Here is a 14835-nt window from a genome sequence, read left to right as displayed (position 1 = left end):
GGAAGGGCCTTCTTGTTGTCGCGTGGAATCAGAACAAGGCGGGCTGTGCCTTGGCGGGCGGGCAGATGGCATCCAGGGCGGCCGACGCCTTCAGCTCCAGGCCGCTGGCCCGGCGTGCCCACGGGCGGTAGAACAGGGACGTCCACAACTCGGGCGTGCGGAAGGGGACCGGGCCCGGAACGTACGCGGCTTCGTGCGCTGCTACGGCCTCGACCGCCGCGCGCAGGAACCCGTAACGGACGGGCGTCAGGCGGGAGTTCACCGTCCGGTGTACGTCATGCCAGTACACGAATCCGGACCGCGCACCGCCACGAGCATCGACGTCGTAGCGAAACCCGCACCCGCTGGGCATGGCCGCCCAGCGGGTCAGGCATCCGGCATCCGGCTCTCCCTCGAGGCGCCGAACGCTACGGTCGCGCTGCCCCTCATCGAACTGCTTCTCGCCCCACCGGAGGCGGGCGCGAAGATCCGGCAGGTCGATGAACTCCAGGAGCAACGCTGGTGAGAAGAAGTCACGCACCGCCATCTGAAGGTCGTCCTCGTTGAGGTTCACGCCTGGGCCCCGGCGGGTTCGCGGAGATGCGAGCAGGCGGCGAGGTGAGCCGTCGCGGCCTCGGTGAGGGGCCTAAGGTCCAGGTCGCCAACCTCGTAGCGGCACGGATGAGGGGGCAGGCTGTCGTAGACCACGCACCGCCAGGCGGGAGCCGGCCCATCCTCGGGCACATGACTCAGGTGCCAGCCCGTGAGCGCCCTGGGTGCCCAGCGGTTGAACGGCAGGGCGTCATCGCAGGCGACCACGAACAGCGTGCCGTCGTCGGCGAAGGCGCAGATGGCCAGGCCGCCGCGGGTCTCTACGTACGGGTGCAGTCCGGCCTCTTCGAGGGCAACGTGCACGTCGCTGTACACGGCGAGAGCGCGCTGCTCGTCCGGCCCGTAGTCGGCACGGATCGCGGCCGCCTTGGCAGTCACATCAAGCATGTCTATCCATCCTCCATGCTGGTTGTGCACTGGCCTATTTTGTGTCAGTGCACAACCAGCTGCGATTACTCGACCTTCAGCGCCACACGCTTCGTGAAGTGGTCGCCAAACCGGCTCCGCAGCACACTGACCGCCAGGTCCAGCGTGCTCCATGCGCACTGCGGGATGTCCGTGAATAGCACCCCCGTCAATGGCAGATCGCCCTTGGGCTGCTGCGTGAGCGCCAGCGCCTCCCACCCCTTGCCGCCCGGCCGGCGCTGAGCCTCAACGGAGCTCTGCCCGTGATAGGCGATCACGCGCACCTCGTCGCCCCGGGAGGTCACCTGGAACATCCTCGCCCTGGTGAAAGGGTCAATGAGTTCGTCGTCGGGCATGTAAGCGATCCCGCGGCAGATGGAGCCGTACTTCATGTGTGCCTCCCAAGGTGAACGGGCCCTTCCTACTCATAGAGTTAATTCTACTATGTGCGGCAGGGGTGGCAAATCACCCGAACGGTCACCGCTGCACATTTATACATCAGCCTATTTCTGGCGACGACTCTACCTCCCCGCCACCAGCCGCAGCCTCCCGCCTCCTGCTCCGCATGGCAGCAAGCTGCTGCCGCGCAACCTCCGACAACCCCTCCACCCCCGGCTTACGCCGCACCTGCGCCAACACCCGCTCATTCGCCTCCCGCTCACGGGCCTTGAACCGCTCCTTCTCTGCCCGTTGCTGCGACGCCCGCAGCTGCCTCGGACTCGTGCCGCAGCCCCGGCACGCACGGCCTGGCTTATCCGGATGCGTCGGGCACGAACCCGCCTCTGTCTCGTCGAGCGGAGCGTCACCCGGCTCCCCTGCAGCGTCAGCGGTGGGGGTAGGGGGGTTCTTCTCTGGATATTGGCTCTGGTTACTAACTAGAACGCCCGAAGATCCGGCGTCCGGTGAACCGGCGTCCGGAAAACCGGCGCCCGAAAACCCGCCTTCGGTGCCACCGGCCTCCTCCCCGTCACTGCCTCGTCCCCCCTCGCGCCACTCCTTGTCGGCGGCCGCATTGCCCTGATCCAGCTGCTTCTTCAGCCTGCGCGCCACTCGCCGCGCCTCCAAGTTGCGGTACTCCTCGGCCGCCCACTCCTGTGCCGTGTCGTACACCTCGGTGATCCGGCTCAGCGTCCCGTCCGCCAGCCGCTCGGTCACCACCCGGTAGTAGCCGAAGTCCTTCAGCTCGCGCAGCGCCGTCTTGATCGCCTCCTTGCCCTCCTTGCCTGCGCTCGCGATCGACTCGGCACGCACCCTCCACGCATCCGGTTTCGAGATCAGGAACGCCAGCACGCCCCGAGCCCGAAACGACAGACGGGAATCCTCAAGGGTGGCCGTCGGCAGCACGGTGAACCCGGTGCTGAGGTGGCGGCGCAGAATCGACACGGAGCATGCCTCCAAGGCGGTAATAAGACTTCGAAAGATCAAAAGAAAGGGCGAACCCCACACCGTCCGTGCGGGGCCGCCACAGAGGCCGTCAGGAGGTCTTACGGGCCCGGCTGACCTTGATGGTGCGGGCAGTCTTCTGACCGGCCGCCTTGCGCCGGGGCACGACCATGCCGGCCCGGCGCAGAATCTGGATCATGGCCTTCTCGTCCGGGACCATGGGCACGACCAAGTCGGCGTCCTCGAACAGTTCGACCATCGCAGCGACATCCGACTCTTCCTTGTCGTTGCCACCGCCCCACCCCAGGTGGTTGTCCCCGTAGTTGCCCTCCGGGGAGTCGTCGAGCATCGCCCTCGCCATCTCCTTGACCCGCTTGGCCTCCCGGAATCGCTCATGAGCGCGCACGTAGTCGGCGAGAGCCCTCGCGCGGTCTTCGTCGTCGTGAACGAGAATCGTCTGCGCGGGCCGCCCCGGCGGCACACCCGGCCAGCAGGCATGAACAAACGGGCAGTTGTCGCAGATCACCGACAGGCCGGGACCGTCATGATCGCGCCGCAGCTCCTCCGGAGAGTCCGCCTCCACGACACGGTCCACCCACCAACGAGCCTGAGCAGCCAGCCACTCGTCGAAGACGAACTCCTCGATGTGCTCCTCGCCCGTATCCCGGCATACGAAGCGGAACCGGATGCGCTGCACGTCGATCGGCCCGAGCCTGTGCAGGTACCGCTGGCCAGGAACATCCGCGAACCCGACCGTGCGCAACAGGTCCGCGTACAACAGGACTTGCCGCATCTCTGCTGCTGTCGGCCCGAACCTCACGACCCGGTCCCAGACGCGGCCCGACTTCGTCTTCACGTCCTCCACCGTCAGGTGCGCGGCAGGCTCGGCAGGACGATGCCGCTTGGGCAGCCGCGCCGCTGTGGCGGCATCGAGCTGTACGACGTCGATGTGCCCGCGCAAGGTCCCGTCCGCGACGGTCCGCTCTATGAGCCACCCGTACTCACGGCGGGCATCTTCGAGCAGCCCCTGGTGGATGTACGTGCCAAGGATCGCGGCGCGCTTGTCCCCGGAGTTCGTGCGCTCCGCGCCGGCCAGGATGTATCCAGTGCGGCGTGAGCAGATCGTGTCCGACGCCCCCAACTGTGTCTGCACAGAACGAGGTCGGCGGGCATCAGCGGAGTGCGCGGCATCCCAGATCGACAAGGAAGCAGGCGCACTCAAGGTGGTGGCGATCACAGCAGTCTCCAAGAGGGCACGCCGGGGCCCGACCCGTCACAGCGGGCCCCGGCAGGGTGCGAAGGTCAGGCGGCGGCGAACTCGTCGGGCGGCAACTCCTCGAAGTCGCCCGGGTCCTCGGCGGCCTGGTCCTGCTGCTCAGCTGCCGCCGCCCGCAGCCGCGCCACGTCATCGCTCGTGGGGTCGCTGAACTTCTTCGGGTTCTTGACCTCGGCGGCCGTGCGCTCGATGGCAGCGCGCACCAGGAGGACCTCGTTGCGGCTGAGGTCCTCGTCCGATTCGACCTGCCGCCACAACTTCTTCAGGCCGTCAACGCCCTGCTCGGCCGCCTTGTGGACCTTCGGCATCCACTGCTGCGCCAGATCCCCGGTCAGCTCCGGGGCGACCTTGGGCTGGTTGTGGATCGAGCAGCCCATCAGACCGAACACCAGCCTCTCGATGGAGAAGCCCGGCAGCGTCTTCGGCTTGCCGCTGCGTGGCACCTCGAACTTCAGCGACCGGGCGCCGATGATCTGCGGATCGCTGTCGCGCTGCAGCCGCACCCACACCGTCGCGTCGTAGGCGAGGGACTTGTGGCCCTCCACCCGCCAGTCCTTCGTCTTCGGGATCGGATCGCCGTTGCCGTCTACGGCAGCCACTTCCTTGCCACGGGCGAGCAGGATCACGATGCCCGGCATAGTGCGCACGAGATACATGACCCGCTGCCACCGTTCGGACGCGTCGTTCCACAGGTTCATGGAGGGCCTGATCTCGGCATCCGGGTCCTGGCGCAGCTTCGCCTCGTTCTTCGGAGTGCGGTGGGCGCGCTCATTGGTCCAGTTCACGAGCATCCGCCACAGCATCGACACCGAGTCGATCACCAGGACGACAGGCTTCTCCTTCGCCGCGGCAGCGCGCCTGGCCTCGGCGTGCACGGCCTCGATCTGGCCGAGGATGTCGCGGTAGCTGCCGTTGTGCTCGATGAGCAGGTAGTCCGCACCCGGCACGTTCGCATACTCATCGGCCGTGTCTTCGCCGAGCTCCAGCCAGTACGCCTGGCCGGTCTGCTCGGAGCCGGTGAACGCCGCAGCCTGGTGGCTTTTGCCGCTCTTCTCTTCCCCCTCGATCAGGACGATCGGCCAGGGGATGACGCCGGTGGGCTTACGGGTGCGCAGGCGTGGCACGGTCATGCTGGACACAGAACATCTCCAAGAGACTCATGGGAAGTTAGACACTGGCCTATTTCTAGGCTGTGTGGATCTTCCTGATCTCGAACAGGGGCGACCACTCTGGGTGCAGGTCGATGAGGAGTCTCACGTAGCGGCTCCGGAAGTCATTGTTGAGCTTCCAGGGCTCCCCGTGGGTGGCGAGTCCGTACTGCCAGCGCAGGACCTCGAACAGCATCCCAATGCCGATGCGCCTGAGTCCGCGCTCGATGCAGTCGGCGGTGAGGCTCTCCAGGTGCTTGAGGATCCAGGGGTTGAGCTGGTCGAAGGCTTCGAACCGCTCCTGGATCGTCAGCTTGCCGCCTGGATTCTCGGGTTGCTGTATGGCCGCGATGGGCAGCTCTAGCTGCACGATCACTTACCCCTCCTCGTTCGATGTATCGCAGCCTATTTTGCATGCGATCGCTGCGACTCACGCATGCACCCTTAGCGGATGAGGTTAATTCTACTATGGATCGAAGGGTGGGCAACTCCGCCGAACCGCTCCAAGACAGCGAATCCGGCGGACGCGACGACGCTACGCCCCCGCTGCGGCCTTGCCTCGCGCGGCGATCGCCGACCCGGGCCCGTCGTAGCGGCCCTCCCGCAAAGCCGCAGCAACATCCTCCTGCAACTGCCACACGCCACCACGGCTCTGCGCCATCGTGTGCTCCGCGCCCTCAAGGACGGTCGACAACAGCCACACAGGAGAGCCGCCCAGAAGGTAGTCCTCTGACGGCAGCATCCCGCCGCCGCGGTTACGAGCATTCGCTGCCACATGCTGGCTGACACCGAACAGCGCCGCGTACTCTTGCAGCCCCACCAGCGGCGGCAGTTCGCCCTTCTTCATCGGACGGACCGTCGCCTGCTGCTCCTCCTCCAACTGGGCGAGGAGCGACTCGTCCAACTGCCGGCCGCGGCTGCCCGGCGGCAGCGCGAAGTCCACCGCCAGACCGCCGGGCCAGTACGGCTTACCCGAGACGATCACGGCATCCTCGTAGGAGACGATCCCGGCCGGGATCCACCGGTCGCTGACCGCCGTCGGCGCAACGTTATAGATCTTCGCGAACTCCTTGCGGCCCACGATGAGCGGCTTCGCCACGACGGCCTCCTTCCTGCTACTCCACCATCCGGGACATAGCAGAATAGCCGCTACAGTGACGAATCCCGCACGCGAGGGAGCGCCGCCGGCAAGGCGCTCACCTGCTCATGCGTCGCCGCGCGTTCCGTTCCGCCTGCGGTGGTTCATCACCGTAGAGCGCAGCGAGAACCAGGTTGCGCTGCCTGCGGAAGTTACGAAAGACCTGCTGGCGCACAAGATCGCTACTGAGTCTGGTCGTACCGATGTGACTCGTCTCGGCCAGGCGCGTGAACAGCATGTTGTCGAGGTATCCGGGCGCACTCGTTGATCGCGACCACGGCTGCATTCTGACTCAGCACGCCTACAGAGAGGCCAGGCTCACCCGGAATAGATGGCCTCTACCGCGCCTCTGGCCGCCTGCCCTTCCCGGCAGTCAGCGGACGGATGCGCGGTACCAGATAGCAGAGGATCTTCCGAATCCGCAGCCAACTCGAACCAGGTCGTCTTGCCCGCCGGCTCCCGGTAACTGCCCCAAGCAGCCGCCAGGACGTCCACGAGGAACAGGCCGCGCCCGTGTTCGTCGTTCGTCGGTGGGACCGTGGCCTTCACGTCTCGTGTGTCGGTGTCCGTTACCTCAACGCGAATCCGTTGGCCCGTCCACCGAATGCACACTACGCACGGCGCGCTCGTGTGCACCACGGCATTGGTGATCAACTCGGCAGTGAGCAATTCAAGGTCGTCCAGTGATGGGGCCTGCTGCTCCAGGTCCAGGCTCTCCACTCTTTCGCGAACGAGGCGACGCGCTGGCCCCACAGCTTGAGCGTCGGCAGCGACCTTGAATGCGTAGGGCAGCTTGCGAAGGGTGAGGCACAGCGTCATGAGACCTCCTCGGAGTGGCCGCGGCCTCCTTGAGTCGGGCCGCCGGCTCCGTGACCGGCCGAGTGCGGTCAGCCGATGGCGGGACGTCAATTTGGCAGCCTGGGAGAGGTCGCACCATTTCGTCGGTGATATCACTCCCGTGATCCACTCTGAGTTGGGGCGGCCCAGTCATGCGCGATCACTCGCGTGCTGTGAGCCATGTCCCTAGTGCCCCCGCCGGGCGGCGGCCCGAGGCCCGTTGCCGAATTGAGCGTGCGGCTGTGCAATGACAGTGGAATGCACAGTGCCCCCCGCAGCAGCGGGGGGCACCAACTATTCGGCAAGTATCAGCGAGCCTTGTCGTAAGCCTCGCGGACGGAGGCCGGAACGCGACCGCGGTCGTTTACCTCGATGTTGTTCTCCTTCGCCCAAGCCCGGATGGCCGACGAGTCGGCCCCGCTGCCAGGCGATGCCTTGGGCTTTCCCTTTGCCCTCGCTGCGCCGCGAATCCTTCGGGCGCCCCCAGCTTGGAGATAGGGGTTCAAGATCTCCAGGAGCTTTTCGTAGTTCTCATCTGTGAGGTCGATATCGACCCCGGCTCCGTCGATGAGGATGCTGTGCGTGGCGATGTCCGACGATTCCTCGCCAGTCAAATCGTCGACATATGTTGTGACTACCTTCTGGGCCATGAAGGGGATCGTAGGACACGTTCCGGCACATCTCGCAATCGCAAGCGGTCGGGCTCCGGTGCTGCTATCTCTCCGTCCGGTCACCAAGGCATCGAGGCGCTCAGCTTCAGCCCTTGTCGGCGTAAGGAGGATCGAGCAGCAGGGCTTGGTGGGTCTTCCGGTCCTCGACGCGCTGGATGGCTTCGCCGGTGCCAAGGACCGCGGCGACCAGGGCGAGGATCAGTCCGGTCGGCAGGTCCTGAACGTAGTAGGCGATCAGTGACAGTGCCGCGGCGGCGATGGCGTACAGGCGGGTGCTGTGGGCGTGAATGAAGTCGATCAAGGTGATCAGTTCCCGTAGGCGAGTCGGTGCAGGAGGTCCCAGCCGCGGCGGCCGATCGAAGGATCGTTGGGGCGGCCTGTGGTGAAGAGGTTGTGCTTGCGGTTGAAGTCGGCCACGGACTTCTGGGTCTGCGGGCCGTAGTTGTCGGAGAGTGGCACCGAGCGGTCGAGCCAGCCGGTGTCCTTCAGCGCCTGCTGAAGGCCCTTCGCAGACGGTGACGAGCAGTCCGGAGCAAGACCGTTCGGAAACGGAGGCGGCGTGATGGTCCCGCCGGCGGGCTTCCCGGGGATCGTGAGCTTCTGCCCGGCCTTGATGACGTACGGCGCCGTGATCTTGTTGACCTGGGCAAGGTGCTCCCAGCTGACACCGAGCTTCTTCCCGATGCTGGAGAGCGTGTCGCCGCTCTTGACGGCGTACGTTGCTGCCCCGCCATCCTTCGATCCCGTATCTGAACTGCCGCCCGAGGGCTTCGACTTCAGACGTGCGGCGACCCGGCCGCGGAGCCAGCCCATGGTGAAGCCCTTGGGGTCGACCTTTCCGGGCTGCCACTCCTTGTGCCCGATCACGCTCGCCGAGCCCCAGCCGTGCGCGCGGCACAGTGCGGCCGAGACTCGCTCGATTGCCTCCAACTGGGCGGCAGGCCAAGGGTCATGGCCGTCGCCGAGGTTCTCGCACTCGAAGCCGTAGAACGACGTGTTGCCGTCGGTGTCGGCCTGGTTCGGCGAAGGAAGGGACCGCTCCGCGGTGACTGCACGGAGCACGTCCCCGTCGCCACGGCCGGCATGGTTGGCGCGGCCGTTCCCGACCAGATGGACCGTACCGTCCTTCGCGATCACGCCATGGCAGAGCGGGCCCGGCAGCCCCGAGTATCCGCGCTCGCAGATGCTGACGGTGTTGCTCGTGCCGGACGTCACCGTGTGGTGGATCATCACGCCACGGACAGGCCCCCAGGGACCCTTGTGGTTTCGATTGTGGGACCGCCAGCCAGAACGCTCGACGACACGTACGCCCTCAGCGTGCAGTGCCGCGACCAGCCGGTCAGGAGTAAGAGGTGTTGCCAACTCGGCGCTCGAAATCTCCCCGCGCCCGAACTTGATGTTGAACCCGCTAGCCCTCGGCTACGGCGATGCCCCGCGCGAGACGATCCAAAGCTGCAAGGCCATGAGGAGCAGCGGGGCCACGAAGGACGAGATCACCAGCCGCCTCGTCGCGGCGGCCTGCGTCTGGTCCTCGCGCCGCTGCAACTCCGCACGCTCCAGGCTCTGGTCATGGTCACTGCGCAAGCTGGCCATACCTGCTTCGACCTGGTTGATGCGCTGATCGACCGCCCGTTGGTCTGCCCGATACACGTCTTGGGTGACGACCTGATCGAGCCGCGCGGCCAGCTGTGCGAGGTCGCCGCGAAGGTCCTCACGCAGCTGCGAGACGGCACGGTGCAGCTCCCACAGCGTGGGCTCGGCACTCGGCGGCACGGACACTGCAACCACTCCCGGCGGCCCCGTGCCCTACTTCGATCGTACGGGGCCCAAGAAGGCCTGCGATTCTTACGCCGAGGTGATCGCCAGCGACGAAATCCGGTGGCAGCGCGCGCCGCCTTCCTGCCAGCTTGTCTGGATGCTGCTGATACTTACGGGATCGAGCTGCTCGGGTAAGTCCACGCTCGCTTTCCCCGTCGGGGAACGGTTTGACCGGCTCGCTGTCCACGAGATGGATGAGAGCGGGGTCCCGCAAGACCCTCCCCGGTATTGGCGAAACCACATCACCGAGGAGTGGATTCAGCGCGCGCTCGAGTACCAGGCCGACGGCGTGGACCTCTTGCTGACTGCCCAGACTCCGCTCGGCGAGATCCTGGCCTCGCCGTCGGCGCCTCTGCTGGACGGGATCGCGATGTGCCTGGTCGACGTGGCCGATGCTGAACGGCGTAGGCGTCTGGTTGATCGTGATCCGGGACGCTGGTCGGAAGCCGCCATCGATGCGTATATCAATTGGGCGGCCTGGCATCGGGGTCACGCACACGATCCCCAGCTCCGCCCGGAGGTCATCATTGACACGGGCGCACCCAATATGGCTTGGCATCGGTGGACGTCGTGGACGGCCAACGATCCGCGGTGGCAGACCCACATCCTCGACACCACGGACCGTGAGAGACAGGACTGCGTCGCCGAACTGGAGCAGTGGGTTGCTCGGATGCGCGCGGATTTCCGGGCGCGCCGCCATCCTCTGAGCTTTGGCTGGATGGGATGAACCCCAGCCCACAGATGCATCGTCATGCTCGGTGGACGCGGGTGTGCCTGTAGCGGGAATTGGCACGGAGCCGCCCTCGTACTGGGCTCTACTGGCCGTCGATGAGGTGTGCGGCGAGGAGAGGGGAGAACGTGCCGGCAGGAACGTCGGGGGCCACGCCGCACATTCCGTCGGAGTCGCCGGGGACTTTGATCCACAGGAGGTATTCGGCGCCGCCGACGCCGATCGAGGAGGGGACACCGAGGCGACGCCCGCCCGGGTTGCAGTAGTCGACGTGCTGCCCGCTTCCGTCCATCGCGCCGTTGCCGTTGCGGGAGGTATCGATGACGAAGCGGACGCCCGGAGTGCCGCGTGCTGCCAGCTCCTGGGCAACCTGATGCCCGTAGGTGCAGGAGACGTCCGTGGAGTCGTAGTTCGCCACCCCGATCGCGAAGCCTGCTGTACGGGCTACCCCTGCTGCGGCGAGCCGGGCCGCCATCTCGTCGGCCCGGATCCAAGTGGCGTTGCCGCCATCGAGATAGGACCGCACCAGTGGGCGCGAGGCCAGGGCGTCCGCAGCGTAGGCGACCAGTTGCGTGCGTTCGGCGCGCATTGCCTCAGTCGGAAGGCTGCCGATCTGGCTGAGCGAGTCAGGTTCCACGATGACGAGAGCAGGCCGGTCGCCGATGCCGGCAACGAAGCCGTCAACCCAAGCCCGGTATTCCTCCGGAGACTTGGGGCCGCCGCTGGAGTGGCCGCCGTTGTCCCGGTTGAACATGTTGTACGCCGTCAGGAGGGGCTGCCGCCCCACAGCGGCGGCCGCAGTCACATAGGCGTCGACATCGCCTTGGACATCCTTGTTCCAGTCGCCGAACCACTTCGCGGCAGGACGCTGCACCAGGGCCTGGGTGATCTTCGCCGACCGCGGATCGTTCGGGTTGGCGGCCACCCACTTCGCGGCGTTGGAGTCCGGATCAACGTAGAAGCCCTCACGGGTTGTGGACGAGGTGAGCCGCACGTCGCTGAGGTGCACTGTGACCGCCGTTCCCTGGCCGAACTGGAAACTCATCTGCCCGGCCGTGGTGTCGATTCTCGAGGTGAAGGAGAACACGACATGAGTGTCGACCGCGGGCAGCGTCACGGTCTTGTCCAGGGCAGCGGTCCACGGGTCTGTGCCGAGCCCGACCTGCGCCCGGAGGGTAGTGCCGGACTGGCTGGCGCGGGCGGTGAAACTCAGCGTGTACGTACAGCCGGACCGCAGGATGATGTTGTCCTGCCCGAAGGGGGCATCCCAGAGATTGGCGGCATCAGTGGTGGCGGTGGCCTCCAGGCCGTCGCCGGGCGCGGCCAGGGTGACCATGGCCGGGTCGCCGGACCACCAGCCGGTGGTGCCCTCGGTGAAGGTGCCGTTGATGATGAGGTCTCCGTACAGTGCGGCCACGGGTAGCTCTGCTCCTTGGGTTACTTGATGTAGGTGACGCGCAGTCGCGGCGGATGGCCTTGGCCGATGCCGTCGAACATGCCGTACGAGGTCTGGTTGGTGGTGTTCGGGTCGATCGCAATGCCCCGGAACTTCGTTGAATCGAAGATCGAGGTGATGTCCACCCACTGGCCGCTGGCGCGCGCCCACTTGGTGACGGTCTTCGAGCCGGTCTGGTCCGCCGAGAACTTGCTCGGACGTGAAGCGTGGCCGTGGACCTTGAGGACGGCGGTGCCGCCGGAGGCGTAGTACCAGTGGTTGGCGTACAGATACACCTCGACCTTGAGGAGTTTCGCGCGAGCGAGGTCCTTGGCGAGGCTCCCGCCGAACCCCACGAGCGCGGCCTGGGTGCCGTTGTTCGCCGAGAAGTAGCCGGCCACCATGCGGTTACCGTAGTACGAGTTGTATCCGGACCGGTTCGCGTAACTCCCTGACCAGGACGCCTTGTACTCACGCTTCACCTTCACCGGAGGGTCAGGGACGACGGCGCCACCGGTGTTGTAGACACCGGTGTCCGGTGCCTGCTCGCCGATGTCCTCCACGCTCAGGTGCCCCATGCGGCCCTTCGCGCCTGTGAGGGTGACCTGCTGGCCTGCGGGAGCGCCGCTGTCGCTCGTGAACGTGAGCAGCAGCCGATTCCGCCCGGGCTGGAACAGATCATTCTGTGCGCACTGACCGATCAACTCCAGCCGTGCTTCGCGGCGCGTCGACGTGAGGGGATGGCGGGCCTCTTGCAACTGCGTGGAACTGATCAACGGTGCGGAGGCGTAGCCGCTGCGTAGCCGAAGCACCAGGGAGCCGCCGGTCTGGGAGCATTCCGCGGTGCCGTTGTAGACCACGCGGTACATGCGGCCCTCTTCGGCGTCGAAGGCCAACTCGACGTAGCCCATTTCGGTACCGGTGGTGGTCTTCACGCCGGTGGCCATCCAGTCCATGGCGACGATGCCGCGGGGCCCGTCATACAGGTCGGTGAGGTCGTCGCCGCCGATAGTGACCTTCCCCGCGACGTTCAGGTCCTGGAAGGAGGCGTCTCCGGTCGAGCCGATCGCCGCGACCCTGGTGGTGCCGTCCCGCAGGGTCAGGTAGTTGGCCTGCCCGGAGACGAGCGAAACGACCTCTTCCCCGTCCTCGTCGTACAACCTCAGTCCCTGCGGCCCGAGTTCAGCCCGGGCTCCGCCGGTGACATCCCCGAAGATCGTGTGGGCCTGCGCGTTGTCGAACACCACCCACCCCGCGGTCGCGGCGGATGCCTCCAGGCACAGCACCGCGCGGGTCGTGCCCTGCGGTGCGGCCACCTGCCCCGTGATGCGCTGCCACACCCCCGGCACGTAGCTGGTGGCTTCGGCGACTCCGTGGCCGAGGATCTCGCCGGTGCTGTTCTCCCAGCGGGCGAGGATCTTCACGGCCTTCGCGGCAAGATCGTCGGACACCAGCACATCGATGCCGAGGAACAGCTGAGAGGCAGCCAGCACCGGCACAGTCGCCAACGGCAGCGTCCAGTACGTTTCGGCTGCGGCAGTGCAGTCGAGACGGATCCCGACCCCGGTCCGGTTACCGGGAGCGAACGACCACGCCGTGCCGCCCGCTGCGACCGTGTTCGCCGTGGCCGCGCCCTCGAACCCAGGATCCGGCACCAAGTTCGTGCCCTGGCCGACCGCAATGTGGTCGGGGGTGACGGAGCCAACGGCCAGGTGCGGGGTCGCGATGGCGCCGACCGCGATGTGACCCTGCTGAATGACCTGCTGACCGAGATCCCCCGACACTGCGCGCCGGGCCGACGTGCGCACGGCATCCGAGGCGACGCTGGGGATGCCGGAGGTGTTCACCGCGACCAGCCGCACCCACAGCGGCCCATAGTGGTTCACCGAGATGGTGACCGAAGCACCGGAAGCGGCCTCGATCGTCGCGGTCGGCCACCGCAGATCCGCCTGCATGCTCGCCGACATCAGCACATGAACCTGCACGCGCGACAGATCCAAGGGCGCCGCTTCCGCATCAGTAAAGGCACCGTCCCAGGTGACCCTGAGCCCTCCGAGCACCGGTTCCACCTCCGGCACGGATGGGGCAGGTGGACGCGGGCCGTTCACCGCGATAACGCCGCTGGTCCCGTCTGGCTGCTGGCCGATGACCGCGCGCAGGGAGCCGCTCTCGTCGTACACGTCGACGGAGCCGTTCTCCAAGCTGGCGTTCGCCAGCTTCGGGGCGCGGATCGCGGTGCGGAGCAGCTTCTCCAGGCGGGCGAGACGAGTGCCTATGTCGGTGGGCAAGAGATGGGTCCTTGTTCAGGCGGCGGTGGCGTACTCGTGGACGCCGGACGGTTCGAGTCGGAGGGTGGCGGTCTCACCGGCGTCGGTGTCGGGGCGGATGGTGTAGCCGGTGATGCGGCACCAGCCGGACCACGTGCCCCACTCATCGCGTACGAAGACGTGGACGTCGTCGCCGATCTGCCACGACCCGATCGGCGCGGCCGGATGATTGCGGACGGTGATCTCTTCGACGTGGCCGAGGTTCTGCCGCCACGCCCGCTCGGCGCGCGCCCGCTGTGCGAGAACGTCACGGCCGCGTACGTCGGGAAGCTCAAGAACGTGCTCCAGGCGGAGCCGCTTGTTGCGTACGGCATCGATGGCACGCTGTTGAGCTCGGCCTTCACCGGCTCCGGTGGCGATGACGACCTGCGCGTACTCGTCGGCGCTGTACGTGACGGGAGTGGAGTCGGTGATGTTGGTGTCCGTGGAGAACGCGATGTCCGTACGGCGTGCCCCAAGGCGGGGATAGCCGACCCGGATGCGGCGCACCGGGCGCCGATCCGCATCCCACCAAGTGGCGCAGGTGTAGTCCGGGGAGTCCGGGGCCTTCACCAGATCATCAAAGAGGTCACCGAGGACCGGGGTTTCCCACCAGCGCGAGTGCCACGGCTCCGCGGGCGTGCCCACCGTACTCTTCGACGTGGTGGCGTCCACAGTGATGCCGAGGCTGCCGTCGGGGATCGACTGCGCGTACGACACGATGTCCCGCATCACCCGGCACGGGTCGGTGTTCACGTACGGGCCGCGACCGCCGAGCTCACCGTCCAGGTCGTGGCGCTTGTACAGGTACGAGCTCCAACCAGCGGCCTCCACCGGCAGCTCGTTGCCCTCGGGCTCGGCCTGCCAGATGAGCCCGCCCCACCGCAGCAGCCCGTCCCGCTCCACGTACAGCAGGGCGTTGCCAGGGTTCTGGATGAGCTCGGGCAACGACGACGCGAGCCGGGGCGACAGCGTGCCGCGCAGCTCTCCCGGCCCATTCAGCTCGGGACCGAACTCGACGTTCTTCAACGGGAGATCGTGCGACAGCCACTGCCCCGTGAGGGCGTGCTGGACCAGGTACCGGTACGCCACAGCAG

At 66.7% G+C, this 14835-nt stretch carries 17 protein-coding genes and 1 pseudogene; 1 reads left to right on the top strand and 17 read right to left on the bottom strand.

The window, feature by feature from the left end; translation table 11 throughout:
* Window positions 1-28: 28 nt before the first annotated feature.
* The 14 genes and pseudogenes from ABT254_RS38120 to ABT254_RS38055 all read right to left on the bottom strand — a co-directional run bounded on the left by ABT254_RS38120 (window position 29) and on the right by ABT254_RS38055 (window position 9228).
* Window positions 29-553, bottom strand: coding sequence for a hypothetical protein (locus ABT254_RS38120; RefSeq protein WP_351480935.1), 525 nt, complete (start codon window positions 551-553; stop codon window positions 29-31).
* The gene (locus tag ABT254_RS38115; protein ID WP_351480933.1) at window positions 550-978 is read right to left on the bottom strand and encodes a hypothetical protein; all 429 of its coding nucleotides are present in this window, start codon (window positions 976-978) and stop codon (window positions 550-552) included. The genes ABT254_RS38120 and ABT254_RS38115 overlap by 4 nt, the downstream gene beginning before the upstream one ends.
* Window positions 979-1043: 65 nt before the next feature.
* Entirely contained in the window at window positions 1044-1388 is a 345-nt protein-coding gene (locus ABT254_RS38110; protein ID WP_351480932.1) for a hypothetical protein, read from the bottom strand.
* Between the two features lie 106 nt (window positions 1389-1494).
* Entirely contained in the window at window positions 1495-2379 is an 885-nt protein-coding gene (locus tag ABT254_RS38105; RefSeq protein WP_351480930.1) for a hypothetical protein, read from the bottom strand.
* 91 nt (window positions 2380-2470) lie between these two features.
* Entirely contained in the window at window positions 2471-3532 is a 1062-nt protein-coding gene (locus ABT254_RS38100; RefSeq protein ID WP_351480928.1) for a hypothetical protein, read from the bottom strand.
* Window positions 3533-3681: 149 nt separating this feature from the next.
* A complete protein-coding gene (locus ABT254_RS38095) occupies window positions 3682-4785 on the bottom strand; it encodes an AAA family ATPase (RefSeq protein WP_351480925.1) in 1104 nt (367 codons plus the stop codon).
* 55 nt (window positions 4786-4840) lie between these two features.
* Entirely contained in the window at window positions 4841-5179 is a 339-nt protein-coding gene (locus ABT254_RS38090; RefSeq protein WP_351480923.1) for a hypothetical protein, read from the bottom strand.
* Between the two features lie 159 nt (window positions 5180-5338).
* Complete coding sequence (locus ABT254_RS38085; protein ID WP_351480921.1) at window positions 5339-5902, bottom strand: hypothetical protein; 564 nt, start codon at window positions 5900-5902, stop codon at window positions 5339-5341.
* Between the two features lie 357 nt (window positions 5903-6259).
* Entirely contained in the window at window positions 6260-6760 is a 501-nt protein-coding gene (locus ABT254_RS38080) for an ATP-binding protein (RefSeq protein WP_351480919.1), read from the bottom strand.
* Between the two features lie 326 nt (window positions 6761-7086).
* Entirely contained in the window at window positions 7087-7428 is a 342-nt protein-coding gene (locus tag ABT254_RS38075; protein ID WP_351480916.1) for a histone-like nucleoid-structuring protein Lsr2, read from the bottom strand.
* 106 nt (window positions 7429-7534) lie between these two features.
* The gene (locus ABT254_RS38070) at window positions 7535-7750 is read right to left on the bottom strand and encodes a hypothetical protein (protein ID WP_200682375.1); all 216 of its coding nucleotides are present in this window, start codon (window positions 7748-7750) and stop codon (window positions 7535-7537) included.
* 5 nt (window positions 7751-7755) lie between these two features.
* Window positions 7756-8013, bottom strand: a complete 258-nt coding sequence (locus ABT254_RS38065; RefSeq protein WP_450833022.1) for a peptidoglycan-binding domain-containing protein — start codon at window positions 8011-8013, stop codon at window positions 7756-7758.
* Between the two features lie 105 nt (window positions 8014-8118).
* A pseudogene (locus ABT254_RS38060) lies at window positions 8119-8811 on the bottom strand (N-acetylmuramoyl-L-alanine amidase); the annotation flags it as partial.
* Between the two features lie 57 nt (window positions 8812-8868).
* The gene (locus ABT254_RS38055; protein WP_351480913.1) at window positions 8869-9228 is read right to left on the bottom strand and encodes a hypothetical protein; all 360 of its coding nucleotides are present in this window, start codon (window positions 9226-9228) and stop codon (window positions 8869-8871) included.
* Window positions 9229-9250: 22 nt separating this feature from the next.
* Between ABT254_RS38055 and ABT254_RS38050 the strand changes: the two genes are divergently transcribed.
* Entirely contained in the window at window positions 9251-9994 is a 744-nt protein-coding gene (locus ABT254_RS38050; protein WP_351480911.1) for a hypothetical protein, read from the top strand.
* An 88-nt stretch (window positions 9995-10082) separates the two neighbouring features.
* On the opposite strand, the gene ABT254_RS38045 is transcribed toward ABT254_RS38050, so the two are convergent.
* The 3 genes from ABT254_RS38045 to ABT254_RS38035 are packed head-to-tail and all read right to left on the bottom strand — an operon-like array spanning window position 10083 to window position 14830.
* Window positions 10083-11414 (bottom strand): glycoside hydrolase family 6 protein, encoded by a 1332-nt coding sequence (locus tag ABT254_RS38045; protein ID WP_351480908.1) that lies wholly within the window; start codon window positions 11412-11414, stop codon window positions 10083-10085.
* A 20-nt stretch (window positions 11415-11434) separates the two neighbouring features.
* Window positions 11435-13720 carry a hypothetical protein gene (locus ABT254_RS38040; RefSeq protein WP_351480906.1) on the bottom strand — a complete coding sequence of 762 codons (2286 nt, stop codon included), beginning with the start codon at window positions 13718-13720 and terminating at the stop codon, window positions 11435-11437.
* Between the two features lie 15 nt (window positions 13721-13735).
* Window positions 13736-14830: a hypothetical protein gene (locus ABT254_RS38035; protein WP_351480903.1), complete on the bottom strand. Its 1095-nt coding sequence runs from the start codon at window positions 14828-14830 to the stop codon at window positions 13736-13738.
* Window positions 14831-14835 lie beyond the last annotated feature (5 nt).

It is taken from the genome of Streptomyces sp. NPDC001137 (genome assembly GCF_040298885.1).
Lineage (GTDB): Bacteria > Actinomycetota > Actinomycetes > Streptomycetales > Streptomycetaceae > Streptomyces.
This window is presented reverse-complemented; position numbering and strand designations above follow the sequence as displayed.

What these genes read in the sequence shown, in the direction of transcription:
- ABT254_RS38115 (WP_351480933.1), bottom strand. Translation starts at nt 978, where the DNA reads ATGCTTGATGTGACTGCCAAGGCGGCCGCGATCCGTGCCGACTACGGG.
- ABT254_RS38110 (WP_351480932.1), bottom strand. Translation starts at nt 1,388, where the DNA reads ATGAAGTACGGCTCCATCTGCCGCGGGATCGCTTACATGCCCGACGAC.
- ABT254_RS38095 (WP_351480925.1), bottom strand. Translation starts at nt 4,785, where the DNA reads ATGACCGTGCCACGCCTGCGCACCCGTAAGCCCACCGGCGTCATCCCC.
- ABT254_RS38080 (WP_351480919.1), bottom strand. Translation starts at nt 6,760, where the DNA reads ATGACGCTGTGCCTCACCCTTCGCAAGCTGCCCTACGCATTCAAGGTC.
- ABT254_RS38075 (WP_351480916.1), bottom strand. Translation starts at nt 7,428, where the DNA reads ATGGCCCAGAAGGTAGTCACAACATATGTCGACGATTTGACTGGCGAG.